The organism is Streptomyces sp. NPDC093510 (assembly GCF_040683555.1).
Taxonomy (GTDB): domain Bacteria; phylum Actinomycetota; class Actinomycetes; order Streptomycetales; family Streptomycetaceae; genus Streptomyces.
Genome location: NZ_JBFBEE010000008.1, coordinates 169,508 through 194,638, shown reverse-complemented (window position 1 = coordinate 194,638; position 25,131 = coordinate 169,508). Strand labels below are relative to the sequence as shown.

The following is a 25,131-nucleotide window of genomic DNA, read 5'->3' as shown; positions in this document are numbered from 1 at the left end:
CCAGCCACGACGAACCCGCACCCGAAAAGTCACAGCACATCCCCGAACTCGCTCAACACCCCCGGCGGAGTAAGCGCGTTGACGTAGTGCCCCGGCCCGTGGTCCTCGAAGGAGTACGTGAACGGGATGGACCGCGTCAGCGCGAGACGCGCCGCGAAGAACGCGAGGGGCGCCACCACCGCCAGCCCCGCGAGGCTGTCCATCTGCGGATAGTGCAGGCCGGGGTCGCGCACCTCGGCCCAGCCGCCGGGACGCGGCCCCCGCGCGAGCTCGGACAGCGAGCGCCCCGCCGCCCGCGCCCTGCGGCCCGCCATCCGGCGCAGCTGACCGCGCAGCAGGTCGCCCGGGAGCGAGACCGTGTCGATCGCCGCCTCCGCCGCGAACGCGAGCGCCCCCTCAGCCACCCCGCGCGGCCTGCGGTAGTGGAACTCGCGGCCGAAGGGGGCGTACGGCCCGACGGGCCGCGGCGGCAGTGCGGGCACCACGTCGCGGTCGAAGATGTAGCGCAGCAGCCGGTCCCGCAGGACGTACTCGCCCCGGTGGTCGGTCGCCCGCGCGCAGGCGTCGGCGAACTCGGGTCCGCCGAGCAGCGGCTGGCCGAACGTGTAGACGGCCCGCAGCCGTTCGGCGACGGAGTGGTAGCGCGGCTCGTGGGCCAGGACGACACCCATCAGCGCGGCCATCGCCCCGCCGAGGCTGTGCCCGGTGATGTACAGCGCCTCCATGCCCTCCCCGCGTACGCCCTTCTCCTCGGGGTCGACCGACTCGCCGCGCGCCGCCCGGTCGAGGGCCTGCATGATCAGGTGCCGGGTGGCGCGCATGTTGCGGTAGAAGCCCGCGTGGACCTCGTGGCGCTCGCCCGCCAGGTCCACGCAGAGCGTCTCGGGGCGCACGTCGGCGTCGGTGAGGATGCTGATGATGTCCTCGGGCTGGGTGCCGCGGTAGCAGAGGATCACCACCCGCCGGTCCTTGTCCTGGATCAGATACGCGGCCGACGCGATGTACATGGCGTCCACCCGCTGCTCGAAGACGCGGCAGCGGTTCTCCTCCAGGCCCAGCCTGGACATGATCATGGCGACGGTACGGGGGTCGCCGACCCGCCCGGCACCGGCGTACGCGTACGCGGCGCAGGTCGCCATGGTGTGTGGGACGGGCCCCTCGGTGGCCGGCGGCCCCTTGTCCGCGACGAGCAGGTCCACCAGATCGCGGTGGACGGGGAAGGCCGGGTGCCCCGGCGCGCCCTCGATGGGCTCCTTGAACGGGCGCAGCTCCGCGAAGCCCGGCCCCCTGGCGAAGTCGTCCCGCATGGCATTCCCCCCACTACGAGCGGTCGCCGCACCCGCACAACGCGCGGTGGGCGCACCGGACTTGCGAGCACACCACCGGCCCGGCACACCGTCAACTCGCCCGCCCCGCGGCGGCGGACACCCGACGGGACCCGGCCATCCCACGCGCCCCGCGCGTGGGACTGGTGGGAAGCGGAGACTCACACGGGGTGTGAACCAAACACCCACCGGTGTCCGCCGGACCCCGCGGAACCCCGCCCACGGGCCCAAACGCCGCGGCCCGCCCGCCAGTTCGATGCGTACGGGCGGCCGCACACATAGGCGGGAACCATCGCTGCGGCCGACCGGTGCCGCAAGTAGCGTCTGCCTGCCCCCCTGTCCCGTACGCAGTCCCGCAACCAGCCGTGCGAAGGAAGAAGCGCCCGATGGCCGACACCGGACAGCACCAGCAGAGCTACGAGCGCTACATGGGAGGCAGCCCGGAAGCGGAGCGCCGGCTCTTCGAACGCCTGGCCAGGGAACTGATGAAGGTGCAGGAGAAGAACCGCCGCGCAGGCCGGGCCGCCGACCTCGCCCGCACCCTGCACGCCAAGGCCGCGCTCGGCGTGGAGAACGCCCGCCTGCGCTTCCACGACGACCTGCCCGAGGCGCTGCGCCACGGCTTCGCCCGGCCCGGCGCCGAGTACCCGGTCACCCTGCGGCTCTCCAACGCGGGCGGCATCCGACAGGCCGACGGCGCACCCGACCTGCGCGGCGCCGCCCTGCGCGTGACCGTCTCCACCGACGAGCACCACGACCTGCTCGCCACCAACCACCCGGTCTCGCACGCCCGCGACGCCCGCGAGTTCGTCGCCTTCGCCAAGGCCATGGCGGGCGCGACGACCCGGCCGCGGAAAGCCGTGGCGCTCTTCGTCGCACTCCCGCTCGCCGTCGGCGCCACCACCGCCACCAGGATGCGCCGCAACGTACAGGCCGCCACCCGGCACACCGTGACAAGCCTCGCCGCAGAGACGTACTGGAGCCGCAGCGCCATCCTGTGGGGCGAGGCGGGCCCTGTCCGCTACCTGCTGCGCCCCGTGGGCGCCACCACCGCCGCGTCCGACCCCGCGCGCCGAGACCCGCAGTACCTGCGCCGCGAGCTGGAGACCCGGCTCGCCCGGCAGGACATCACCTTCGACCTGTGCCTGCAGCGCTACGTCGACGAACGGCGCACCCCCGTCGAGGACGGCTCGGTGGAGTGGCTGGAGTCCGTCGCCCCCGCCGTGCCCGTGGCCACCCTCACCGTGCCGAGCCAGGACCTCGACACGGCCGAGTGCCGCACCGCCGCCCAGCGCGTCGAGGCGCTCGCCTTCAACCCGTGGCACACCACCGACGCGTTCCGCCCGCTCGGCAACCTCAACCGCGCCCGCAAGGCCACGTACGAAGCGAGCGCCGCCCACCGCCAGGGCCTGCGCTTCGTCACCGAGGAACCGCTGCGCAACACGGCGCTCGGAGTGCCCTCCGCCGCCGCCTTCCGGCTCCTGAACCGCTATGTGCCCTGGCACAAGCTGCCGGTGCAGGCCGGACTGCTCAATCTCGTCTTCCTCCGCAAGGCGCTGCGCCGCCTCAACCTCATCGACACCGACGTGCACGAGGCGCCGCCCAAGGTCATGCCCGTGCCCGCCCCGTTCGACGAGCAGCTGCGCACCGTCCGCTCCTACGACGGGACGTACAACGACCTCTCCAAGCCGGCCATGGGCGCCGTGGGCGCCGCCTTCGGACGCAACCTCAAGCCCGTCTACCGGCCCGACCTCTTCGACGTCCCCAACCCGGTCACCGTCAGCCGCGAGCTGCTCCACCGCGACACGTTCCTGCCCGCGACCTCGCTGAACGTCCTCGCCGCGGCCTGGATCCAGTTCCAGGTCCACGACTGGGTCAACCACCGCCGCCACAAGCCCGGCGGCAAGGCCGTGGAGGTACCGCTGCCGCCCGGCACCACCTGGTACAACACCCCCGGCGGCCCCGCCGAGCGCGTGATGCGCTTCGCCGAGAACGAAGGCATCGAACTCCCCGGCGACCAGCCGCCCGTCCTCTTCGCCAACACCGCGTCGCACTGGTGGGACGGCTCCGAGGTGTACGGCGAGAACGAACACACCGCCAGGTTCCTGCGCGAGCCCGACGGCGGCGCCCAACTCCGCCTGGAGGAAGGCCACCTGCCCATCGGCCCGAACGGCATCCCGCTGACCGGCTTCGCCGAGAGCTGGTGGATGGGCCTCAGCGCCATGCACACCCTCTTCGCCCGCGAGCACAACGCGGTCTGCGACGCGCTGCGGCATGCCTACCCTTCGATGAGCCAGGAGAGCGTCTACCACACCGCGCGCCTCGTCGTCTCCGCCCTCATCGCCAAGATCCACACGGTGGAGTGGACCCCCGCGATCCTCGCCACCGAAGCCATCGACATCGGCCTGCACACCAACTGGGACGGCCCGCCGAGCGGCTGGCTCAACAAGCTCGGCCTGTGGCTGTTCGAGTCCCACTCGCTGACGGGCATACCCGAGACGCTGCCGGACCACCACAGCGCGCCCTACTCCCTGACGGAGGACTTCGTCACCGTCTACCGCATGCACCCCCTCATCCCCGACGACTTCGAGATGCGCGAGCACCACTTCGGGCAGCGCCTTGAGACCCTCGGCTTCAACGACATCCAGGGCGCCGCCGCGGAGGCCGCCATCCGCAAGACGGGCCTCGCCGACACGCTCTACTCCTTCGGCATCGCCCACCCCGGCGCGATCACCCTGCACAACTTCCCGCGCGCGCTCCAGCAGTTCGAGCGCGACGGCGAGATCATCGACCTGTCCGTCGTCGACCTCGTCCGGACCCGCAGGCGCGGCGTGCCCCGCTACAACGACTTCCGCGAGGGCCTGCACAAGCAGCGCATCCGCCGCTTCGAGGACCTGTCCCAGGACCCCGAGACCGTCGCCCGCCTCAAGGACGTCTACCACTCCGTCGACGACATCGACACCGTGGTCGGACTGTTCGCCGAGAACCCGCCGCACGGCTTCGGCTTCAGCGACACGGCCTTCCGCATCTTCATCCTGATGGCCACCCGGCGGCTGCAGAGCGACCGCTTCCTGACCGCCGACTTCCGCCCCGAGATCTACACACCGCTCGGCATCGACTGGGTCCAGAAGGGCGGCATGAACTCCGTCCTGCTGCGGCACTGCCCGGAGCTGGCGGGCCTGCTGCCGCGCGGGGCGAGCGCGTTCGCGCCGTGGCGGCAGGTACAGCCGATGAGTGACGGTGGCGGGCGTGCGGGCGGCTGACGGCGACCCCGGTCACCCGGGCCTCGCGGACCTGTTCGCCCGGCCCCTCCTGGAGACGGTCTGGCGCCGCCGAACCCACCGGGTGAGCCGCGGTGCCGCCGTCCCCGCGGGCTCGATGAGCTACCGGTCGCCGCACGAGGCGCGCCCCCTCTCCGAACTGGAGGAGGCGGTGCTGATCGCGCTGACCGGCTGCACCGGCCTCACCATGCCGGACCGGCCCTTCGACGACCCCCGCGACGGCAAACCCATCATGGCCAAGCCCAACATGACCATGGCGGGCCGCACCGCGGGCAGCCCGGACAACGCGCAGGGCACCCACTTCTTCCTGATCAACGACTCGGGCACGTACTTCCTGCGCGGGCTGGACCCGGCGCCCTCCGAACCCCTCGACGCGACGAGCCTGGTGGAGCGGGCCCGGCAGGCGAAGGTCCGCGTCCTCGACCACCGCCTGGACGTCGCCGAGGACCGGCGCGACTTCCCCGCCTACCTGGACTCGAACCGCTTCCTGTCCAACCTCCCCGGGACGACGATCCTGTTCCCGGTGGTGGACCTCTCCCACCAGTACATCAACGCCCTGATGTACCTGCTCACCCAGCCCGACGACGCCCGCCCCACCCTGGTCGACGACCGCAACTTCTACCGCCCCGCGGGCGTGAAGAAATGGGTTCGCGAAGGCTTCCTCAACGGCGACCTGAAGCTGCCGCTGGGCGCGCTCGGCCCGCTGCGCACCCAGATCGAGGCGGACCTGCTCCTGCAGAACCTGATGCTGAGCGCCGAGGCGATGGGCCTCGGCGCCTGGATCCACGCCTCCATCAACCCCCAGATAGCGCTGGGCGACCCGAAGTTCTCACCCGTCTACGGCAGGATGCTCGGCTTCACCCACGTCGTACCGCGCTGGCGCCCGCAGGACCTGTGGCGCTGGCACGTCCCGCTCCCCAGGTACGCGAACCTGCGCTCCCACCCGGTCGGCCTCACATCCCCCGACGGCGAGCCGCTGATCGAGGCGGCGGGCCCGCCCGCGCACCGCACGATGACGGCGGCGGTCGACGCGGTGGTCCGCGCCAAGTTCGGACCCGGCGGCACCTACGGCGACAAGGAGGTCTTCGCCCGCATCTACAAGGAGCAGTACGGACAGCGGTACCTGGCGGAGGCGAGCGAGTACGAGGACCGGGTGATCGCCTGCACACGGGACATCTGCGAGTACATCCTGCGGACCCACCGCCGCTTCCCCGCGCACACCGACGCGATCCACGTGCCGGGCGTGTGGCTCCAGGTCCACCACGTGGAGACGGAGTACTACGAGAAGTTCTTCACCGGCGGCCTCACCGACGCGCACCGCCGCCACGAAGAACTGTGGGACACCTGACACCCCTCCTGACACCGCACCGCCCACGCCGGGGTCACGCCAGCGGCGGCACCACACAGTCGATCAGGAAAGGCCCCGGCTCCGCCAGACCCCGCTTCAGGAGCGCCGCGAACTCCTCGGCCGTGGTGGCCCGTCCCGCCGGCACACCCATCCCTCGCGCCAGCGCGGCGAAGTCGAGGGACGGGCCCGACAGGTCGAGGAGCCGACGGGCGCGCGCCCCGCCCGCGACCGCTCCGACCGCCCCCAGCTCCAGACTGAGGATCGCGTACGACCGGTTGTCGAAGACGACCGTCGTCACATCGAGCCCTTCCCGCGCCTGCGTCCACAGCGCCTGCAACGTGTACATCGACGCGCCGTCCCCGACCAGCGCCAGCACGGGCCGGCCGGGACAGGCCACCCCGGCCCCCACCGCGAGCGGCAGCCCCTGCCCCATCGCGCCGCCGGTCAGCGTCAGCCAGTCGTGCGGCGGCGCGCCCGCGGTCGCGCCCGGCAGCCACAGACCCGAGGTGTTGGCCTCGTCGACCACGACGGCGCCCTCCGGCAGCAGCGCCCCGATCACGGCGGCCGCCGACTCCGCGGTCAGCTCACCACGGGGCAGCGCCGGCCTGACCGCCGCCTCCTCCCGTACGCGCCCGACGCCCGGCCCGACCACCTCGGCGAGCCCTTCGAGCGCCGCCGTCACGTCCTCCGCACCCGCGGCCAGCGTGTGCACGGCACACCCCTCGGGCACCAGCGCCCCGCTCTGCCCCGGATAGGCGAAGAAGGTCACCGGCGACGCGGCCCCGGCGAGCACCAGATGCCGTATGCCCGCCAGTTGACCCACCGCGCCCGACGCGAGATAGGCGAGCCGCTCCACGGCGGGCCGTCCCGCGCCCCGCTCGAGACGGGCGGGGAACGTCTCGCACAGCAGCTTCGCCCCCGTCGCCGCGGCGATCCGCCCCGCGGCCGCGAGACCGGCGCCGCGCACGGCCGCCCCGCCGAGCAGCAGGGCGACGTCCGCACCGGACCGCAGCGCCCCGGCCGCACCCGTCACGGCGTCCACGGAGACGAGCCCGTGCCGCGCGGGAGCCGGCGGCACGGGAACGGGCGCCTCGCCCGCCTCCGACCAGGACACGTCGGCGGGCACCACCAGCGTCGCGACGGCGCCGGGCGGACCGGTCGCCGCGGCGACGGCCGCCGCGACATCGCCGGCGAGCTCGGTGGCGTAGTACGTACGCCGCGTCCAGGCCGACACAGTGCGGGCCAGCGCCCCGATGTCGGACTCCAGAGGCGCGTCGAGCCGCTTGTGGTGCAGGGCGTGGTCGCCCACGATGTTGACGACGGGCGTCGCGGCCCGCCGCGCGTTGTGCAGGTTGGGCAGGCCGCCCGCGAGACCGGGCCCGAGGTGCAGCAGCGTGCACGCGGGGCGCCCCGTCATCCGCCCGTACCCGTCGGCGGCGCCCGTGGCCACGCCCTCGAAGAGGCACAGCACGGGCCGCAGGTCGGGCGTCTCGTCGAGAGCGGCCACGAAGTGCATCTCGGAGGTGCCGGGGTTGGCGAAGCACGCGCGGACGCCCCCGTCCACGAGGCCGTTGATCAGGGTCTGCGCTCCGGTCGGCATGACGGTCCGCCTCTGCTCGGTGGCGAGGATGGGACAGGCCAGTCTTCACGGGGTCGGGGCCGCGGCGGCAGCCGGGATCCGGCCAGCCGCCGCGGACATGCCGGGACCGAACCTGCGCCGGTAATCGGACGGACTGAGCCCCGTCTCGCGGCGCAGCCGGGCCCGCAGATTGGCCGCGGAGCCGAGACCGCTGCGGTGCGCGACCACGTCAAGGCGCTCCTCGCCACGCTCGATGAGCCGACAGGCGAGGGCCACGCGCTCTCCCGTCAGCCAGACCAGCGGGGTGGTGCCGAGCTGGGCCTGGAAGCGCCGGTGCAGGGTCGCGGTGCTGACCCCGGCGCGGGCCGCGAGCCCCGCCACGGTGAGGGGGTCGCCGAGCCGCTCCTGCGCCCAGGCGAGCACCGGTGCGAGGGACTCGTCCCGCACCTCTGGAACAGGCCGTTCCACGAACTGCCGCTGCCCTCCGTCCCGGTGCGCCGCGAAGACGAGTCGCCTGCTCACGGAGTTGGCGACCTCCGCGCCGAAGTCCTTGCGGACGACGTGCAGACCCAGGTCGATGGCGGCCGCGCTGCCCGCCGCGGTGAGGATGTCGCCGTCGTCCACGAACAGCACGTCCGGTTCGAGCTGCACGGCCGGAAACCGCTCCCGGAAGGAGCCGGCCCACTTCCAGTGGGTGGAGGCCCGGCGGCCGTCGAGGACGCCCGCCTCCGCGAGCGCGAAGGCGCCGGTGCAGAAACTCATGATCCGGGCGCCGCGCGCGTGGGCCCGCCGGATGGCGGCGAGGACCTCCGGGGCGCGCGGCACGGTGTTGTCGGGCCGGCCCGGCATGATCAGGGTGTCCGCGGTGTCCACGGCGTCGAGTCCGGGCACGCCGGTGAGGGTGAAGAACCCGTGGTTCATACGGATGCCCTGCCTCGGGGCGCACAGCACGGTGTCGTACAGGGCGCCCGGCAGGCCGAGTTCGGGCCGCGGCAGTCCGAAGACCTCCGTGGCGACGCCGACTTCGAAGGGGTTGGTGCCCTCGTCGACGACGACCACGACGCGGTGCGGTGTGCGCCCGGCGCCGGGCTGCGAGGATTCTTGCGGCATGTGCGATTTCTAGCACTCGTGGCGGTGGTCCGTCACGGCACAGGATCACTCCATGAACAGTGAACCCATCGCCGGGAACAGCAGCGAACCCATCGCCCTCGACCAGGCCTTCGCCTCCTTCGACGCCCTGTGGAGCCCGCGCATCGTCGCCTCCGTCAACGACTACGACGTACGCGTCACCAAGGTCGAGGGCACACACGTCTGGCACGTCCACGACGACACCGACGAATTCTTCCTGGTGCTCGGCGGCGAACTGCACATCGATCTGCGCGAACCGGCGGGGGAGCGCAGGGTCACGCTCCCGCAGGGCTCCGTCTTCACGGTCCCGCGCGGCATCGAACACCGCCCGTACGCCCCGCGGGGGGCCCGCATCCTCCTCTTCGAGCCCACCGGCACCCTCACGGTCGGCGACCGCCACGAGGAGGTCCCGGACCACGTGGACGCGACGACGGGGCACGCCCTGAACGCCTGAACCTTCTTCCAGAAGAGCCCCTATCCGTACGAGGCCGTCGAACGCGGCACCATCGGCCCGGGCGGCGGAGCTCCGGCTCACCGGTGGCCGAGCCGAGCGGACTGTAAGAGAGCCGTCAAGACGGCCGAAAGCCTCGTATGGAGGCCGTCAACGAAGGTCGTGGACGGCGGAAAGGGCGGTTACCTCTAACCGTCCGAGCAAGTACTGCACCGTCCACGTCCTTCAGGAGCTCACGATGGCCGACCTGGCCTTCGTCGCCACCACGATCGCGGTCTTCGCGCTGGTGGCCCTCGTCGCCAAGGGGGTGACGAAGCTGTGACCGCCGAGAACATCGTCGGCCTCGTCGTGGCCGTCGCCCTCCTGGGCTATCTCGTCCTCGCCCTCGTCTTTCCGGAGAGGTTCTGAGTACGGATATGAGCCCCGTCCTTGCCGGTGTGCTCCAGCTGCTCGCCCTGGTGGCGGCCCTCGCGCTGGCATACCGACCGCTCGGTGATCACATGGCCCGCGTCTACGGCTCGAAGAAGCACCTTCGCGTCGAGAAGTGGATCTACAAGGCCATCGGCGCCGACCCCGACACGGAAATGCGCTGGCCCGCCTATCTGCGCGGCGTCCTCGCCTTCTCCGCGGCCGGCGTCCTCTTCCTCTACCTGCTGCAGCGGCTCCAGGGCACGCTGCCCGGCTCGCTCGGCTTCAGGTCCATCGACCCCGACCAGGCGTTCAACACCGCGGCGTCGTTCGTGGCGAACACCAACTGGCAGTCGTACTCCGGCGAACAGGCCATGGGCCACGTGGTGCAGACCGGCGGCCTCGCCGTGCAGAACTTCGTCTCGGCTGCCGTGGGCATCGCCGTCGCGGTCGCTCTCGTACGGGGCTTCGCCCGCTCCCGCACCGGCGAGCTCGGCAACTTCTGGGCCGACCTGGTGCGCGGCACCGTCCGCATCCTGCTCCCCATCTCCGTGCTCGGCGCCCTCGTCCTGGTCGCCTGCGGCGCCCTCCAGAACTTCTCCGGCATCCACGAGGTCGGTCAGTTCGTAGGCGGGAAGCAGGAGTGGAACGGCGGGGCCGTCGCCTCCCAGGAGGTCATCAAGGAGCTGGGCACGAACGGCGGCGGCTACTTCAACGCCAACTCCGCGCACCCCTTCGAGAACCCCACCCCGATCTCCAACCTCTTCGAGATCTTCCTGATCCTCGTCATCCCCTTCTCGCTGACCCGGACCTTCGGCCGCATGGCCGGCTCGCTCCGGCAGGGCTACGCGATCCTCGCCACGATGGCGACCATCTGGCTCGGCTTCACCGCGCTGATGATGTGGACCGAGTTCCACCACGGCGGCCCGGCGTTCGACCTCGCGGGCGGCGCGATGGAGGGCAAGGAGACCCGGTTCGGGGTCGGCGGCTCGTCGATCTTCGCCGTGGCCACCACGCTCACCTCCACCGGCGCCGTGAACTCCTTCCACTCCTCGTACACGGGCTTCGGCGGCGGCATCCAGCTGCTGGGCATGCAGCTCGGCGAGATCGCGCCGGGCGGCACGGGCTCCGGCCTGTACGGCATGCTCATCATGGCGCTCATCGCGGTGTTCATCGCAGGACTGATGGTCGGCCGTACGCCGGAGTACCTGGGCAAGAAGATCGGCACCCGCCAGATCAAGCTGGCGGCCTGCTACATCCTCGTCACCCCGGCCCTCGTCCTCGGCTTCACGGCCGTCGCGATGGCCCTGCCCACCCCGGGCGACTCGATGACGAACTCCGGAGCCCACGGCTTCTCCGAGATCCTCTACGCCTATACGTCCGGGGCCAACAACAACGGCTCGGCCTTCGCGGGCCTCGGCGCCGACACCCAGTGGTTCAACAGCACGATCGGCATCGCGATGCTGCTCGGCCGCTTCCTGCCGATGGTGTTCGTCCTCGCGCTCGCGGGCTCGCTCGCCGAGCAGCAGCCGGTCCCGTCGACCGCGGGCACCCTGCGTACCGAGAAGCCGCTCTTCACCGGCCTGCTGGTCGGCACGATCATGATCATCACCGGTCTGACCTATTTCCCCGCGCTCGCGCTGGGACCGCTTGCCGAGGGGCTGGCGTCATGAGCACTCACACCACACAGCACGACAGGGACGACCAGGACCACCGGGGCGCGTCATCGGTCGTCACCGCGGACCGCGCCCCCCACCACGACGTCCCCACCGGCCACACGTCCGCCGACGCCGGCAAGGTCGGCGCGGGCCTCTTCGACCCCGCCCAGCTCCTGAAGTCGCTGCCGGACGCCTTCCGCAAACTGCACCCGCGCGTGATGGTCAAGTCGCCCGTCATGTTCGTCGTCCTGATCGGCTCGGTGGTCACCACCCTGCTGGCGCTCAAGGACCCGGGGGACTGGTTCGGCTGGGCGATCACCGCCTGGCTCTGGCTGACCACGGTCTTCGCCAACCTCGCGGAGGCCGTCGCCGAGGGCCGCGGCAAGGCGCAGGCCGACACCCTGCGCAAGGCCAAGACCGACACCGTCGCCCGCCGCCTCACCGGCAGCATCGAGGAACCGGTGCCCGGCACCGACCTGCGCATCGGCGACCTGGTCGTCTGCGAGGCGGGCGACATCATCCCCGGCGACGGTGACGTCGTCGAGGGCGTGGCCTCCGTCGACGAGTCCGCGATCACCGGCGAATCGGCCCCCGTCATCCGGGAGTCCGGCGGTGACCGGTCCGCCGTCACGGGCGGCACGAAGGTCCTCTCCGACCGCGTCGTCATCAAGATCACGACGAAGCCGGGCGAGACCTTCATCGACCGCATGATCAATCTGGTCGAGGGCGCGGCCCGCCAGAAGACGCCCAACGAGATCGCCCTGAACATCCTCCTGGCGTCCCTCACCATCGTCTTCCTGCTCGCCGTGGTCACCCTCAAGCCCTTCGCCATCTACGCGGGCGCCGACGACCAGACCTCGATGATCGTCCTGGCCGCGCTGCTCGTCTGCCTGATCCCGACGACCATCGGCGCACTGCTCTCCGCGATCGGCATCGCGGGCATGGACCGGCTGGTCCAGCGCAACGTCCTTGCCATGTCGGGGCGGGCCGTCGAAGCGGCGGGCGACGTGTCGACGCTGCTCCTCGACAAGACCGGCACCATCACCCTCGGCAACCGGCAGGCCGCCGAGTTCGTGCCGGTGCGCGGCACCACCGAGGCCGAGGTCGCCGACGCCGCCCAGCTCTCCTCGCTGGCCGACGAGACGCCCGAGGGCCGCTCCATCGTCGTACTCGCCAAGGAGAAGTACGGTCTGCGCGAGCGGCACCAGGGCGAGCTGACCGGCGCCGAGTGGGTGCCGTTCACCGCGCAGACCCGCATGTCGGGCGTGGACGTCGACGGGCGCAAGGTCCGCAAGGGCGCGACCGGTTCGGTCATCGCCTGGGTCAAGGAACGTGGTGGCGAGGTCGCCGAGGATGCGCAGGAACTCAACGACCGCATTTCACAGGCTGGTGGCACGCCGCTGCTGGTGGCTCTGGAAGACGCTGAAGGCGCCCGGGTCCTCGGGGTGATCCACCTCAAGGACGTCGTCAAGGAAGGCATGCGGGAGCGGTTCGACGAACTGCGCCGCATGGGCATCAAGACCGTCATGATCACGGGCGACAATCCGCTGACCGCCAAGGCGATCGCGGACGAGGCGGGCGTGGACGACTTCCTCGCCGAGGCCACGCCCGAGGACAAGATGGCGCTGATCAAGCGCGAGCAGGCCGGCGGCAAGCTGGTCGCGATGACGGGTGACGGCACCAACGACGCCCCCGCGCTCGCCCAGGCCGACGTCGGCGTGGCCATGAACACCGGCACCTCGGCCGCCAAGGAGGCCGGGAACATGGTGGACCTGGACTCCAACCCCACGAAGCTCATCGAGATCGTCGAGATCGGCAAGCAACTCCTCATCACCCGGGGCGCGTTGACGACGTTCTCGATCGCCAACGACGTCGCGAAGTACTTCGCGATCATCCCAGCCATGTTCGCGGTGGCGTACCCGAGCCTCGACAAGCTCAACATCATGGACCTGTCGTCGCCGGAGTCCGCGATCCTCTCCGCGGTCGTCTTCAACGCGCTGGTCATCGTCGCGCTCGTGCCGCTCGCCCTCAAGGGTGTGCGCTACCGGCCGATGAGCGCCGACAGGATGCTGCGGCGCAACCTCGGCGTCTACGGCCTGGGCGGGCTCATCGCCCCGTTCATCGGCATCAAGGTCATCGACGTACTCATCTCTCTCATCCCCGGCATTGGGTGACACGGTCATGAACAACTCCGTAGGAAACACCGCCCGGTTGCTCGGCGCTGGACTGCGCGCCCTGCTCGTCCTCACCCTCGTCTGCGGCGTCGTCTACCCGCTCGCGGTGACCGGCGTCGCCCAGGTCCTCTTCCACGACAAGGCCAACGGCTCCGAGATCAAGGCGGACGGCGAGGTCGTCGGCTCCGAACTCATCGGCCAGCGCTACGACCTGCCGCTGAAGAAGGGCCAGGAGACGGCCGGGCCGGACCTCAAGTGGTTCCAGCCCCGCCCCTCCAACGGCCTCGGCTCCAACCGGGCCAACGGCGTCAACACGCGGTACGACCTGCTCGTGTCCGGCGCCACCAACCTCTCCGGCGACAACAAGGACCTGATCCGGCAGGTGAAGGAGGCCAAGGCGGCCGTCATCGAGGACAACTCGACGGCCGGTCACCGGGTCAGGCCCTCCGACGTGCCCGCCGACGCGGTCACCTCCTCGGGCTCGGGCCTCGACCCGCACATCTCCCCGGAGTACGCGAACCTCCAGGTGCACCGCGTGGCCGCGAGGAACCACCTGTCCGTCGAGCGGGTCCAGGAACTGGTCGACGAGCACACCGACGGGCGGATCCTCGGCTTCATCGGCGAGCCGCGCGTCAACGTCCTGCGGCTCAACATCGCCCTGAGGGACTTGGCGGGCTCGCCCTGAGGGACCTGGCGGGCTCGCCCTGAGGGGCCCGGACGGGCAGGGCGGGCCGGGCGTCAGGGGGCAGGGTCCGCGTCGCGCAGTACCGTTCGGATGAACTCCTCGGCCCCCGCGATCTGCTGGGCGTCGATCTCCACCTCCTTGCCGTCGGGGTGCCGGACGACGATGGAGAGGTCCGCGCGGCGCTGCTTGATCCAGAGCTGCGCGGACGCGATCAGCGCGGCGACCGTACCGCTGCTGACCGCGGTGAGGACCAGCTCCGTCACGGTCCCCATCTGTCCGGGCTCCGGCGCCTCGCCGCGCAGCCGGACGCGCCCCCGCAGCTCGTCCTCCCGCTGCAGCCAGGCGTGCAGGTCCCGCACCAGCGTCGTACCCGATCCCGCAGGGCCGCCTGTCACCTTGATCTGTACCGACATCACCGAATCCGTTCCCGCGCCGGGCATGGACGTCTCGTCATACTGTGCCGCACGACAACTCGGTCGGTCCGTACGTCAATTGGCCCGACCTGACCCGAAGTGGTGATCCAGTGCGTACAGCCGTGGCCGCGTTCGATGTGGGTGGCACCAATTCCCGGCTGCGCGGCGGCTGGACCGACGATCCGGCATACACCGAACTGAAGGTGCGGACCGCCGACCACCCCTCGCTCCAGGAGCTGCTGGTCTCCTGCCTTCGAGAGACGGACCTGCGGCCGGCGAACATGGTCCTCGCGGTCGCCGGCCGCGTCCCGCCGCACGGCAACGTGCGGATGACGAACCTCCCCTCCTGGCCGCTGTTCGCCAGCGCGGAGTTCGCGGAGCGGCACGGCATCCGGCTGCGCGTCGTGAACGACATGACGGCCACCGCGCACGGCATGGCGGACCTCGGACCGCACGAGGTACGGCCCCTCACCCGCCACGATCCCGCCGTCGCGGCAGGCGAGCTCCTCGCCGTCTCCGTGGGCAGCGGCGTCGGCAGCGCCCTGCTGGACGGGTACGGGGTGGTCCACACGTCCGAATCGGGGCACGTCACCTGGCAGCCCGTGGACGACTTCGAGGCCGGATACCTCGCGAGTCTCAGGGCGGAGACCGAGGGGGCCGTCACCGTCGAGGAGTCCATCGGCGGGCTCCGCGGCTTCGACCGGATGTACGACTACGTCCGTCGTACGGCGCCGCCCGCCCCCGCGCTGCACGACGAGGTGGACCGGGCGCGCAGGACCGGGGCCGCCGTCGCGCCCGTGATCACCTCGGCGGCGCTGGCCGGAGACCCCTGCGCGGTCGCGGTCGTCAGGCTGTTCGCGTCCCTCTTCGGCCAGTACCTGCGCGGGGTGGTCCTGGTCTGCCTGCCCGCCGGGGGAGTCGTCGTCCTGACGAGCGGGGTCCTCCAGGCGCCCGGAGTCGCGGAACTCCTCTGCGAGGAGACGGAGTTCCTGAACCGCTTCATCAGTCCGGGCGCCTGCCACCACGACCTCCTGGCGGAGATTCCGGTACGGCTCGCCCTCGACCCGCTGGTGGGAGTGCGGGGCGCCCACCGCATGGCGATCCGGGACGCGCAGACCGGACCGAAGGCCACCGGCTGACGGCGACCGGCTGACGGCGAGCAGCCGCGCGGTCACGGCAGGGGCGCGCACCAGCCCCCGTCCCCCGGCAGCCCGGCCGCCTTCCCCGGCCCCCAGGAACCACGCGGGTACTCCAGCGGGGCGTCCCGCAGATCCAGGGCGGGCGCCACGACGCGCCACGACTCCTCCACGGTACGCATCGACACGAACCGGCCCGTCCTGCCGTGGATCGCGTCCGAGAGCAGGTGCGTGTACGCCTCCCACTCGTCGCCGGCGGACGGCAGGGCCCGCGGGTCGAAGTCCAGGTCGACCGGCACCGGTCCCGCGTCCACCCCCGGCCCGCGGGCGTTGAGCGTCAGCACGGCGCCGCCGCGGCTGCCGAGCCGGAAACGGACACGGGCGGGCCCCGGCGCCTGCCGGGTGAACCAGAGGCGGTCCTCGGTGGGCACGAAGTCGACGACCACCTCGATCGCCGTAGCGGCGAGCCCCTTGCCGGAGCGCAGCAGGAACGGAACGCCGCGCCAGCGCTCGGTGTCGACATCGAGCCGCAGCGCCGCGAAGGTCTCCACCGTCGAGTCCGCGGCCACGCCCGCCTCCGAGCGGTAGCCCGCGTACTGCCCGCGGACGAGGTGCCCCGGCGCCACCGGCCGCACCGCCGCAAGGGCGTCCGCGATCCGCTCGCGGAAGGCCCCCGCGGTGCCGTCGGCCGGACGCTCCATCGCCACTATTCCGACGAGCTGCAGCAGATGGCTCTGCACCACGTCGCGGACCGCCCCGATCCCCTCGTACAGCGATCCCCGGCTGTCGACACCCCTGACCTCGCAGTGCGTGATCTGCACCCGGGAAACCGACGTCCGGTCCCAGACCGATTCCAGGAACGGATTGCAGAAACGAAAAGCCAGCAGATTCTCGACGGCCTCCTTGCCGAGATAGTGATCGATTCTCAGCACGGCATCGGCGGCGAACACCTCGAGCAGCGATTCATTCAGCATCCGGGCCGAATCGAGATCATTGCCGAACGGCTTCTCCACGAGCACGGCGCCCGAGGGGAGCCCCACGGCGCCCATCGCCGCAATCGTCGCGGTGGCCCGCGACGGCGGAACACCGAGGAAGAACACGGGACGGGCCGCGTCGCGCAGCGCCCGCGCCACCTCCTCCATCGTGCCGCGCCACGTCGTGTCCCCCTCGACGAAACACGTCCTGGCCAGCAGCCGGTGCACCACCGCGCTGTCGGCGGGACCGCACATGTCGTCCACGGCCGCGGACACGAACTTCTCGAACCCGGCCCGGCCGGGACCGGGCAGCCCGACGGCGACGATCAGGGGCGCGCACTGCTCCGACACCGACAGGCGGTAGAGGGCGGGCCACAGTTTCCGGCGCGCCAAATCTCCGGTCGCGCCGAAGAGAACCAGTGCGTCTGCCGATGCGTTCGCCACGCACCCTCCTCAGGGAGAACCGGACGCCGCGAGAATACCCAAGCCGCCCCTCCGGGACACGTCTCGCATCCTTGTGCAAGCCGTATAATTCGCCCAACTTGCTTTGACCCACGGGGGGTGGATCCGTGTCAGCAGGGGAAATACATGGAGCGGCCGCGGGCGCGCCCTCGCGCGACGCCCCGACGACCGGGTCGCAGACCAGCTGGGAGGGGCTCCGGAGGCTGGTCGAGAGCCGTCTTCGGTCCACGGTCGGCTCGGTCGACGAACTGTCCAGGGCCGTCACGGACGACCCGGAGTTCGACCGGAAACTGATCGAGCGCCTGCTGCTGCGGTTCCAGTCGCCCGCGGCGGGCACGACGGACCGGCCACCGCTCCCGGTGCCCCATCAACTGCCGCTCGACCGCCCGGGGTTCGTCGGCCGCGAGGACGAGCTCGCCGAGCTGGACCTGCTCCTCGCCCAGTCCCGGAAGGAAGGCCCCGACACCGCCGTCATCTCCTCCGTCGGAGGAGCGCCCGGCGTGGGCAAGACGGCCCTGATGGTGCACTGGGCGCACCGCTCGCGCGACGCGTTCCCCGACGGACAGCTGTACGTCAACCTGCGGGGCCACGGCCCGGGGATTCCGCTCGGACCCGCGGAGGTCCTCGCCGACTTCCTGCACGCGCTGGACGTCGCCTCCCCGAAGGTGCCGCAGGAACTCGAACCGCGCGCGGCCATGTTCCGCACCCTGCTGCACGAGCGGAAGATGCTGGTCCTCCTGGACAACGCCCTCAACACGGCACAGGTGTTCCCCCTGCTGCCGGGCAGCGCCACCTGCGTGGTCATCGTGACCAGCCGGAACCGCCTCCAGGGCCTGGTCGGGAACTTCGGCGCCCGCAGCATCCGCCTCAACACACTGAGCGAGCGGGAGTCCGTCGAGCTGCTGACGGGGATCGTCGGGGACGACCGTGTGGTGCAGGAACGCGGAGCGGTCGAGGAGCTCGCGGCGGGCTGCGGGCATCTGCCGCTGGCCCTCAGCATCGTCGGCGAGCGGGTCGCGGCGTATCCGCAGTGGCCCATCGCCGACCTCCTGGAGGGCCTCGGGGACGAACGCCACCGGCTCGACACCTTCGCCGCGGACGGGGAGGACACCGGGGACGAGCAGCGCGAGGTGCGCGTGGCCTTCTCCTGGTCGTACGGCGCGCTCGGCGCCGGAAGCGCCCGCTGTTTCCGGATCCTGGGACTGCATCCCACGGGCGAGTTCAGCCTGCTGGCCGCCGCTGCCGCCACGGGCGACTCCAGGATGCGCACCAACCTGTACGTGCGGGGACTGATCGACTGCCATCTCCTCGAACAGGTGGCGCCCGACCGGTTCCGCTTCCACGACCTCATACACGACTACGCCGCCGAGCGCGCGTACGAGGAGGAGTCCGCGGAGTCACGGCGCGAGGCCGTCAGGCGCTCCCTGCTCTGGTACCTGCACACGGCGGACGCGGCGAACAGGCAGCTGATGCCCCACCGGCGCAGGATCGAACTCGACGAACTGCCCGACCGGTGCGAACCGCTCCGCTTCGCCGACGGCGCGGAGGCGCTCGCCTGGTGCGACACCGAGCGGACGCACCTGATCGCGCTGGTGCGGCAGGCGGTGCAGTACGAGCAGGACGCGATCGCCTGGCAGCTGCCCGTGGTCCTGTGGAGCTTCTTCAACGTCCGCAAACTCCTGGACGACTGGATCGTCACCCACGAGCTCGGCCTCCGCGGCGCCCGCCGCTCCGGCTGCCCCAGGGGAGAGGCATGGACACTGAACAGCCTCGGCAACGCCTACCGCGGCACGCGGGAGTTCGAGAAGGCCGTCGAGGTCTGGGAACAGGCCCTGGCCATCCGCCGCAGGATCGGCGACAAGTACGGCGAAGGCACCTCTCTCAACAACCTCGCGGGCGCGCTGCGGCAGATGAACCGCATCGAGGCGTCCATCCGCTGCTCCACCGAGGCGCTGGCCATCCACCGGGAGATCAAGGACCGCTGGAACGAGGGCATCGACCTCAACAGCCTCGGCACCGCCCACCGCGACCTCGGCCGGATCGACGAGGCGATCGAATGCTGGCTCCGTGCCCTTGGCATCCAGCGCGAGATCAAGGACCTGTTCGGCCAGGGCACCTCGCTGAACCACCTCGGCGAGGCCTACCGCACCACCGGGCGCGACGAGGAGGCCGTGGCGGCCTTCGACGAGGCGCTGCGGATCAGAAGGTCCTTCGGGGACGAGCCGGGAGCCGCGACGACGGCGCTCAACCTGGGCGCGACGCTGGCCGCGATGGGACGGCTCAAGGAGGCCGCGGTCTACTACACCCTCGCGCTGGAGGACCTGGAGCGGCTCGGCGACCCGCGCACCGAGGCGGTGAACGAGACCCTCAGCGACCTGGTCGACCGGACCGCGACGTAGGAGCGCGGGACCGTGCGGACGCAGCGGGCGTTACGGCGCTGTCCCGTCGCGGACCGCGGCGAGATCCCCGAGCTGTGCCCGCAGCCAGCCCTCGGGCGAGGTCTCCAGCAGTGGCGCGCGCATCCGCCGGGCCCGCGCGGCCCGCTCGGGAAGCGGCATCGTGAGCGCCTGCCGCAGAACCGCCGCGGTCTCGCGCACGTCGCGCGGGTCGTGGACGACGACGGCCCCTTCGCGCAGCCGCTCGGCGCTCCCGGTCCTGGCGGACAGGACGACCGCGCCGTCCCGCCGGTTGACCAGCACCCCTTCCTGGGCGACCAGATTCATCCCGTCGTGCACCGAGTTGACGAGCAGGACGTCGTACTCCCGCAGCGCCGCCATGGCCCGCACCCGGTCCTCCTCCCAGTGGACGGTCAGGACGCCGGGAAAGTCACGCTGGATGCCGGCGACGGCCTCCCGCACGCGGGCCGCGTACCACGCGTACTCGGGAACCCCGGGCCGGGACGGGGTCAGACAGCACACGAACCTGACGCGGTCCCGGAGCTCAGGCCGCTCGGCGAGGAGCAGCGCGAAGGCCTCGAAGCCCCGCAGGACGTTCTTCGCCGGATCGAGCCGGTCGACGCGCACCAGCAGCCGCACCCCCTCCCGCAGCCGCCGGAAGTCGCCGGACCACCGGTCCGCCTCCGGGGTGCCGAACACCCCGGACAGGTACTCCTGGTCGGGCGGGGCAGGGTAGCGGCGGACCAGCGTGCGCCGGCAGGCGTGCCGGACGGCTCCGGCCCGCCGGTCCACCTCGTATCCGGCCTCCTCGCTGAAATCGAGGAAGGAGTCCGCCCACCGTTCGCACTGGAAGCCGAGCACGTCCGCCGCGAGCATGCCCCGCAGGAGCAGCCCCCGCACCACGACCGGCAGAGCCGAGAGCGCGGCCGGCGCCGCGAACGCCGCGTGCATGAAGAAGCCCACCGTCTGCGTGGGCAGCCGCGCCCGGAGGAACCCGGGGGCGGTGACGAACTGGTAGTCCTGGAAGCAGACGACGGTACGGGGGTGACAGCGGGCGGCGGCCGCGGCGGCGACGGCACGGTTCACCTTCTGGTACGACCGCAGCGCCGCACCGTCACGGAACGGGGGCCCGGCGCCCAGGCCCTCGGACGGCAGGTCCTTCCCGAGGTCGTGCAGCGCGTACCAGAGCCCGCGCACGCCCGCGTCCTCGTAGTACCGCCGGTAGTCCGAGGCCCGGCACGGGACCGGGTGGAAGCCGTAACCGAGCCCCGGCCCGGCGGCGTCGAACCGGCCGTCCCGGACCGCCCGGCGGTCCTCGTCGCTCGTCGAGGGAGCCAGCCAGCAGACCTCTTCGCGCAGGGCGCGCGCGGACCTGTCGAGCAGCGCCGTCACGCTGCCCGGCCGGCGTTCCAGGACCGGCCCCGACGGCGTGGACCGGAACGTCACGGGGCCCCGGTCGGACACGAGGACCACATCGGCCGTGCGCGTACGGGGCGCCCGCGCGGGCCCACCGTCCACCGTCAGCCCTGCATTCCGCCGAGCGAGGGGTCCAGGATGTCCCGGGGATGGCCCCTTCCCGTGCCCAGCGCGAGGGCCAGCGAATGCACCAGGCCCAGATGAACGGTCTCCACCACCCCGTACACGTCGCTGTCGACCAGCAGCGGCACGTCGACCAGCGCGGCCGCACTGCCGCCGGAACCGCCGAGCAGCCCGACCGTGCGGACACCGCGCGACCGCGCCGCCTTGAGGCCCTCGAGGATGTTCGGGGAGGTGCCGCTGACGCTGATGGCCACCACGACGTCGCCGGGTGTGAGCAGGCGGGCGAGCTGCTCGGAGAAGACGCGGTCGTATCCGATGTCGTTGGCCAGCGCGGTGAGCAGCGGAGAGTTGCCGGTGAGCGCGTTCGTCCGCAGCCCCGCGGCGTGCGGGCCCGAGGTCATGGCGAGGTCGCACGCCAGATGGCCCGCCGTGGCCGCGCTCCCGCCGTTGCCGATCACGTAGAGGCAGTTGCCGCTCGTCCTGACCGAGTCGAGCAGCCGGACCGCGGAGACGAAGTCGTTCGGATCCACTGCGAGGGCGGCGTCGGCCACCAGATTCTGGAACGCCGTGCAGACGGCGGAAGCCTGGCGTGTGCCCCCCTCGCGCCCTAACTCGTCAGGGTTGTCCATCGTGTCCGGGCGTCCCATGGCAACTCCCAGTCGTCGCGGCCGACTTCGGATTGGCCAGCATGCCCGAAACCTCGGACAGCGGTAAGAGCGCCGCTCCTCAAATGAGTTGCCTCGCTATCATTTGGGCAGCGGTGTGGTGCGGCAAGAGGGGGACGACATGCGGTTGGCCCGTGGCTCGAACTCGCATGCAGTACTCATCGGTTGCGGCAGCTACGACGACGTCGAACTGCCCCCGCTCCCCGCGGTGCGCAACAACCTCGACGATCTCCGGTCCCTCCTCACAGGGCCGACCAACTGCGCCCTGCCCGAAGCCCGTTGCACGGTGCTGCGGGACGTCAGCGGACCTCAGCGGGTGGGAGAGGCGCTCAGCCGCGCGGCGAGCACGGCGGAGGACATGTTCCTCGTCTACTTCGCCGGCCACGGCGCGCTGGACGACCGGGGCCTGCTCCATCTCCTGCTCACCGGGAGCGACACCCGGCTGCTCGGCTGGTCGAGTCTGCGGTTCGACCTGATCCGCGAGACGATGGCGTCCGCCCCCGCCCGCAACCGCGTGCTGCTGCTCGACTGCTGCTTCTCGGGCCGGGCCATCGAGGCCATGGGCGGCAGCGCGTCGGTCTACTTCGGCCAGCTGGAGATCGCCGGCACGTTCGTCCTGGCCTCGGCCCCCGCGAACGCCCCGGCCCGCGCTCCCGTGGGCGACCGGCACACGCTGTTCACGGGGGAGCTCATCAGGTTCCTCCGTGACGGCTCCGCCGCGGAACGCGAGCTGCTCACGCTGGAGGCGATGTACCGCCATACGTCCCGGGTCCTGACCGCGAAGGGGGAGCCGAGGCCCCAGCGGAGCGGCACGGGGACGAGCGACCAGCTGGCCCTCGCGGCCAACGCCGCGTTCCGCCGGCTGATCCCCGCCGACGTACCCGAGCACCTGCGCAGAGCCGTCGAACTGGGCGAAGCCGGTGACCCGGCGGGAGCGCTGACCGCTCTGCAGGCCCTCGCGCTCCAGTGCGACCAGGTGCTCGGCGAACGCCACGAGTTCACTCTCCTCACGCTCCGGGCCCTGGCCCACGCCGAGGGCGAGAACGGCCACGAGGCCGACGCCGCCCAGGGGTACGCCCGCCTCGTCGAGCGGCTGGTCGCCGAGCGGGGCCCGACCCACCCCGACACGCTCCAGGCGCGGCACGAGCAGGCCCGCTGGACCGGCGTCGGCGGCGACCCGGCAGCCGCCGCCGACCTCTTCGCCGAGCTGTCCGTGGACGCCTCGGGAGCGCTGGGCCCGGGGGACGTGCGTTCCCTCAGCTGCCGGTGGCAGCACGCGCACTGGCTGGGGGCGAGCGGCCGTCCCGAGCGCGCGGCGGCGGCCTTCGCCGAGCTCGCCGACAGCTACGGTTCCGCGCTGGGCGAACGGCATGACGACACCCGGGCCGCCCGCCGCAACCACGCGTACTGGCGGGACGCCACCGGCCCGGCCTGACCTCACGCATCCGTACACGCCACGCATCCGTACACGCGAAAGGCCCCAGTCTCACGACTGGGGCCTTGCTGGTGTCCGAGGGGGGACTTGAACCCCCACGCCCGATAAAGGGCACTAGCACCTCAAGCTAGCGCGTCTGCCATTCCGCCACCCGGACCAGGTGTCTGTCTCGGCGGGGTGTTCCCCGCGGCGACACAGAGAACATTACCAGGCTTCCAGGGGTACTCGATCACCCCTGTGGTCTGCCGTGAACGGCTGATGACGACACCCGCCCGCCCTTGGGCGAGAGGCCCCGGAGAGGGAGGATGAAGGGGACCACCAGCAGCGAATGCGGGAGGAACCAGCGTGAGCGGGTCCAGCACGGGCAAGGCCGTCACCGGTGAGGACGAGGTCGTCGACCTCTGTCGCGAACTGATCCAGATCGATACGAGCAACTATGGCGACCACTCGGGCCCGGGGGAGCGCAAGGCCGCCGAGTACGTCGCCGAGAAGCTCGCCGAGGTCGGTCTCGAACCGAAGATCTTCGAGTCCCACCCCGGCAGGGCCTCCACGGTCGCCAGGATCGAGGGCGAGGACCCGTCGCGGCCCGCGCTCCTCATCCACGGCCACACGGACGTCGTGCCGGCCAACGCCGCGGACTGGACGCACCACCCCTTCTCCGGGGAGATCGCGGACGGCTGCGTGTGGGGCCGGGGCGCGGTCGACATGAAGGACATGGACGCGATGACCCTCGCGGTCGTACGGGAGCGGATGCGCACGGGCCGCAAGCCCCCGCGCGACATCGTCCTGGCGTTCCTCGCCGACGAGGAGGCGGGCGGCACGTACGGCGCGCGGCACCTCGTCGACAACCACCCGGGCCTCTTCGAGGGGTGCACGGAGGCGATCAGCGAGGTCGGCGGCTTCTCCTTCACCGTCAACGAGAACCTGCGGCTCTATCTCGTCGAGACGGCCCAGAAGGGCATGCACTGGATGAAGCTGACCGTGGACGGCACCGCGGGCCACGGTTCGATGATCCACAAGGACAACGCGATCACCGAGCTGTCCGAGGCCGTCGGGCGCCTCGGGCGGCACAAGTTCCCGGTGCGGGTCACCAAGACGCTGCGGCACTTCCTCGACGAGCTCGGCGACGCCCTCGGCACCGAGCTCGACCCGGAGAACATGGACGAGACGCTCGCCAAGCTCGGCGGCATCGCCAAGCTCATCGGCGCTTCCCTGCAGAACACCGCCAACCCCACGCAGCTCGGCGCCGGGTACAAGGTGAACGTCATCCCGGGGCAGGCCACCGCGCACGTCGACGGGCGCTACCTGCCGGGTTACGAAGAGGAGTTCCTCGCCGATCTGGACCGGATTCTCGGCCCGAGGGTCAAGCGCGAGGACGTACATGCCGACAAGGCTCTGGAGACCACCTTCGACGGGGCTCTCGTCGACGCCATGCAGACCGCCCTGCGGGCCGAGGACCCGATCGCCCGCGCCGTGCCGTACATGCTCTCGGCCGGCACGGACGCCAAGTCCTTCGACGACCTCGGCATCCGCGGCTTCGGCTTCGCGCCGCTGAAGCTGCCGCCGGAGCTGGACTTCGCGGGCATGTTCCACGGCGTCGACGAGCGGGTGCCGGTCGACGGGCTGAAGTTCGGTGTCCGGGTGCTCGACCGGTTCATCGAGGCTTCGTGACGGAATTCGGCCGATGTGCGTGCTGAAACGACACTCCAATAATCGTCAGCGCGTGCGTACTTGACTGAAAAGAGTGAAAGGGACCATAAGCTCGTAGCCCCGTCACGCCCTCCTCGTTACAGGTGATGCAGTCCGCGGCTGGGACTGCATTGCCAACAAGGAGGAATAATGATCAAGAAGGTCGTCGCTGCTGCGGCTGCCACTGGTGGTCTCGTGCTCGCTGGCGCGGGCATCGCCGCTGCCGACGCCGGTGCCCAGGGTGCCGCCGTGAAGTCTCCCGGTGTGGTCTCGGGCAACGTTATCCAGGTGCCCGTGCACGTGCCGGTGAACGCCTGCGGCAACACGGTCTCCGTGATCGGGCTGCTGAACCCCACCTTCGGCAACGCCTGCGTCAACAAGTGAC

General features: G+C 71.5%; 19 protein-coding genes and 1 tRNA gene. 12 read left to right on the top strand and 8 right to left on the bottom strand.

Translation table 11 applies throughout. From position 1 onward, the window contains the following. Positions 1 to 29: 29 nt before the first annotated feature. On the bottom strand, positions 30 to 1,307 hold the full coding sequence (locus tag AB0N81_RS15160; RefSeq protein WP_365358262.1) for a lipase family protein: 1,278 nt from the start codon (positions 1,305 to 1,307) through the stop codon (positions 30 to 32). Positions 1,308 to 1,711: 404 nt separating this feature from the next. Here AB0N81_RS15160 and AB0N81_RS15155 point away from each other — a divergent pair, with 404 nt between their 5' ends. Both AB0N81_RS15155 and AB0N81_RS15150 read left to right on the top strand, forming a co-directional pair. Then, a complete protein-coding gene (locus AB0N81_RS15155; RefSeq protein ID WP_365358261.1) occupies positions 1,712 to 4,588 on the top strand; it encodes a peroxidase family protein in 2,877 nt (958 codons plus the stop codon). Beyond that, positions 4,575 to 5,954 (top strand): hypothetical protein, encoded by a 1,380-nt coding sequence (locus tag AB0N81_RS15150; RefSeq protein ID WP_365358260.1) that lies wholly within the window; start codon positions 4,575 to 4,577, stop codon positions 5,952 to 5,954. The genes AB0N81_RS15155 and AB0N81_RS15150 overlap by 14 nt, the downstream gene beginning before the upstream one ends. A gap of 34 nt (positions 5,955 to 5,988) precedes the next feature. Here the strand turns inward: AB0N81_RS15150 and AB0N81_RS15145 are convergent, their stop codons facing one another. Both AB0N81_RS15145 and AB0N81_RS15140 read right to left on the bottom strand, forming a co-directional pair. After that, positions 5,989 to 7,554, bottom strand: coding sequence for an acetolactate synthase large subunit (locus AB0N81_RS15145; protein WP_365358259.1), 1,566 nt, complete (start codon positions 7,552 to 7,554; stop codon positions 5,989 to 5,991). A gap of 45 nt (positions 7,555 to 7,599) precedes the next feature. Then, a complete protein-coding gene (locus AB0N81_RS15140) occupies positions 7,600 to 8,643 on the bottom strand; it encodes a helix-turn-helix domain-containing protein (protein ID WP_365358258.1) in 1,044 nt (347 codons plus the stop codon). A gap of 52 nt (positions 8,644 to 8,695) precedes the next feature. On the opposite strand from AB0N81_RS15140, the gene AB0N81_RS15135 reads away from it, so the two are divergent. From AB0N81_RS15135 to AB0N81_RS15115, 5 genes are all read left to right on the top strand, one after another. Next, positions 8,696 to 9,115: a cupin domain-containing protein gene (locus AB0N81_RS15135; protein ID WP_365358257.1), complete on the top strand. Its 420-nt coding sequence runs from the start codon at positions 8,696 to 8,698 to the stop codon at positions 9,113 to 9,115. A gap of 315 nt (positions 9,116 to 9,430) precedes the next feature. Further along, positions 9,431 to 9,520: a K(+)-transporting ATPase subunit F gene (gene kdpF, locus AB0N81_RS15130; protein WP_033264828.1), complete on the top strand. Its 90-nt coding sequence runs from the start codon at positions 9,431 to 9,433 to the stop codon at positions 9,518 to 9,520. A gap of 8 nt (positions 9,521 to 9,528) precedes the next feature. Next, positions 9,529 to 11,193 (top strand): potassium-transporting ATPase subunit KdpA, encoded by a 1,665-nt coding sequence (gene kdpA, locus AB0N81_RS15125; RefSeq protein ID WP_365358256.1) that lies wholly within the window; start codon positions 9,529 to 9,531, stop codon positions 11,191 to 11,193. Beyond that, positions 11,190 to 13,352 carry a potassium-transporting ATPase subunit KdpB gene (gene kdpB, locus AB0N81_RS15120; protein ID WP_365358255.1) on the top strand — a complete coding sequence of 721 codons (2,163 nt, stop codon included), beginning with the start codon at positions 11,190 to 11,192 and terminating at the stop codon, positions 13,350 to 13,352. The genes kdpA and kdpB overlap by 4 nt, the downstream gene beginning before the upstream one ends. Before the next feature lie 7 nt (positions 13,353 to 13,359). Further along, the gene (locus AB0N81_RS15115) at positions 13,360 to 14,037 is read left to right on the top strand and encodes a potassium-transporting ATPase subunit C (RefSeq protein WP_365358254.1); all 678 of its coding nucleotides are present in this window, start codon (positions 13,360 to 13,362) and stop codon (positions 14,035 to 14,037) included. Positions 14,038 to 14,090: 53 nt separating this feature from the next. Here AB0N81_RS15115 and AB0N81_RS15110 read toward each other — a convergent pair whose 3' ends face one another. Further along, positions 14,091 to 14,450, bottom strand: coding sequence for a hypothetical protein (locus tag AB0N81_RS15110; protein ID WP_365358253.1), 360 nt, complete (start codon positions 14,448 to 14,450; stop codon positions 14,091 to 14,093). Positions 14,451 to 14,560: 110 nt separating this feature from the next. On the opposite strand from AB0N81_RS15110, the gene AB0N81_RS15105 reads away from it, so the two are divergent. Beyond that, the gene (locus AB0N81_RS15105) at positions 14,561 to 15,589 is read left to right on the top strand and encodes a glucokinase (protein ID WP_365358252.1); all 1,029 of its coding nucleotides are present in this window, start codon (positions 14,561 to 14,563) and stop codon (positions 15,587 to 15,589) included. Between the two features lie 32 nt (positions 15,590 to 15,621). On the opposite strand, the gene AB0N81_RS15100 is transcribed toward AB0N81_RS15105, so the two are convergent. Continuing rightward, a complete protein-coding gene (locus AB0N81_RS15100; RefSeq protein WP_365358251.1) occupies positions 15,622 to 17,004 on the bottom strand; it encodes a glucose-6-phosphate dehydrogenase in 1,383 nt (460 codons plus the stop codon). A gap of 125 nt (positions 17,005 to 17,129) precedes the next feature. Here AB0N81_RS15100 and AB0N81_RS15095 point away from each other — a divergent pair, with 125 nt between their 5' ends. Further along, positions 17,130 to 19,421 carry a tetratricopeptide repeat protein gene (locus tag AB0N81_RS15095; RefSeq protein ID WP_365358250.1) on the top strand — a complete coding sequence of 764 codons (2,292 nt, stop codon included), beginning with the start codon at positions 17,130 to 17,132 and terminating at the stop codon, positions 19,419 to 19,421. Positions 19,422 to 19,451: 30 nt separating this feature from the next. Here the strand turns inward: AB0N81_RS15095 and AB0N81_RS15090 are convergent, their stop codons facing one another. Together AB0N81_RS15090 and AB0N81_RS15085 are read right to left on the bottom strand one after the other, a co-directional pair. Next, positions 19,452 to 20,936 (bottom strand): trehalose-6-phosphate synthase, encoded by a 1,485-nt coding sequence (locus tag AB0N81_RS15090; RefSeq protein ID WP_365358249.1) that lies wholly within the window; start codon positions 20,934 to 20,936, stop codon positions 19,452 to 19,454. 2 nt (positions 20,937 to 20,938) lie between these two features. After that, entirely contained in the window at positions 20,939 to 21,604 is a 666-nt protein-coding gene (locus AB0N81_RS15085; protein ID WP_365358248.1) for an SIS domain-containing protein, read from the bottom strand. A 139-nt stretch (positions 21,605 to 21,743) separates the two neighbouring features. On the opposite strand from AB0N81_RS15085, the gene AB0N81_RS15080 reads away from it, so the two are divergent. Continuing rightward, positions 21,744 to 23,057: a caspase family protein gene (locus tag AB0N81_RS15080; protein ID WP_365358247.1), complete on the top strand. Its 1,314-nt coding sequence runs from the start codon at positions 21,744 to 21,746 to the stop codon at positions 23,055 to 23,057. A 69-nt stretch (positions 23,058 to 23,126) separates the two neighbouring features. Here the strand turns inward: AB0N81_RS15080 and AB0N81_RS15075 are convergent. After that, positions 23,127 to 23,214, bottom strand: a tRNA-Leu gene (locus AB0N81_RS15075). 188 nt (positions 23,215 to 23,402) lie between these two features. Between AB0N81_RS15075 and AB0N81_RS15070 the strand changes: the two genes are divergently transcribed. Both AB0N81_RS15070 and AB0N81_RS15065 read left to right on the top strand, forming a co-directional pair. After that, complete coding sequence (locus AB0N81_RS15070; protein ID WP_365358246.1) at positions 23,403 to 24,728, top strand: M20/M25/M40 family metallo-hydrolase; 1,326 nt, start codon at positions 23,403 to 23,405, stop codon at positions 24,726 to 24,728. Between the two features lie 168 nt (positions 24,729 to 24,896). Next, positions 24,897 to 25,130 carry a chaplin gene (locus AB0N81_RS15065; protein ID WP_365358245.1) on the top strand — a complete coding sequence of 78 codons (234 nt, stop codon included), beginning with the start codon at positions 24,897 to 24,899 and terminating at the stop codon, positions 25,128 to 25,130. Position 25,131 lies beyond the last annotated feature (1 nt).

Bases quoted from the DNA above. Each gene is read 5' to 3' on its own strand.
- AB0N81_RS15160 (WP_365358262.1), bottom strand. From the start codon at position 1,307: ATGCGGGACGACTTCGCCAGGGGGCCGGGCTTCGCGGAGCTGCGCCCG.
- AB0N81_RS15155 (WP_365358261.1), top strand. From the start codon at position 1,712: ATGGCCGACACCGGACAGCACCAGCAGAGCTACGAGCGCTACATGGGA.
- AB0N81_RS15145 (WP_365358259.1), bottom strand. From the start codon at position 7,554: ATGCCGACCGGAGCGCAGACCCTGATCAACGGCCTCGTGGACGGGGGC.
- AB0N81_RS15140 (WP_365358258.1), bottom strand. From the start codon at position 8,643: ATGCCGCAAGAATCCTCGCAGCCCGGCGCCGGGCGCACACCGCACCGC.
- AB0N81_RS15135 (WP_365358257.1), top strand. From the start codon at position 8,696: ATGAACAGTGAACCCATCGCCGGGAACAGCAGCGAACCCATCGCCCTC.
- kdpA (WP_365358256.1), top strand. From the start codon at position 9,529: ATGAGCCCCGTCCTTGCCGGTGTGCTCCAGCTGCTCGCCCTGGTGGCG.
- kdpB (WP_365358255.1), top strand. From the start codon at position 11,190: ATGAGCACTCACACCACACAGCACGACAGGGACGACCAGGACCACCGG.
- AB0N81_RS15115 (WP_365358254.1), top strand. From the start codon at position 13,360: ATGAACAACTCCGTAGGAAACACCGCCCGGTTGCTCGGCGCTGGACTG.
- AB0N81_RS15110 (WP_365358253.1), bottom strand. From the start codon at position 14,450: ATGTCGGTACAGATCAAGGTGACAGGCGGCCCTGCGGGATCGGGTACG.
- AB0N81_RS15085 (WP_365358248.1), bottom strand. From the start codon at position 21,604: ATGGGACGCCCGGACACGATGGACAACCCTGACGAGTTAGGGCGCGAG.
- AB0N81_RS15080 (WP_365358247.1), top strand. From the start codon at position 21,744: ATGCGGTTGGCCCGTGGCTCGAACTCGCATGCAGTACTCATCGGTTGC.
- AB0N81_RS15065 (WP_365358245.1), top strand. From the start codon at position 24,897: ATGATCAAGAAGGTCGTCGCTGCTGCGGCTGCCACTGGTGGTCTCGTG.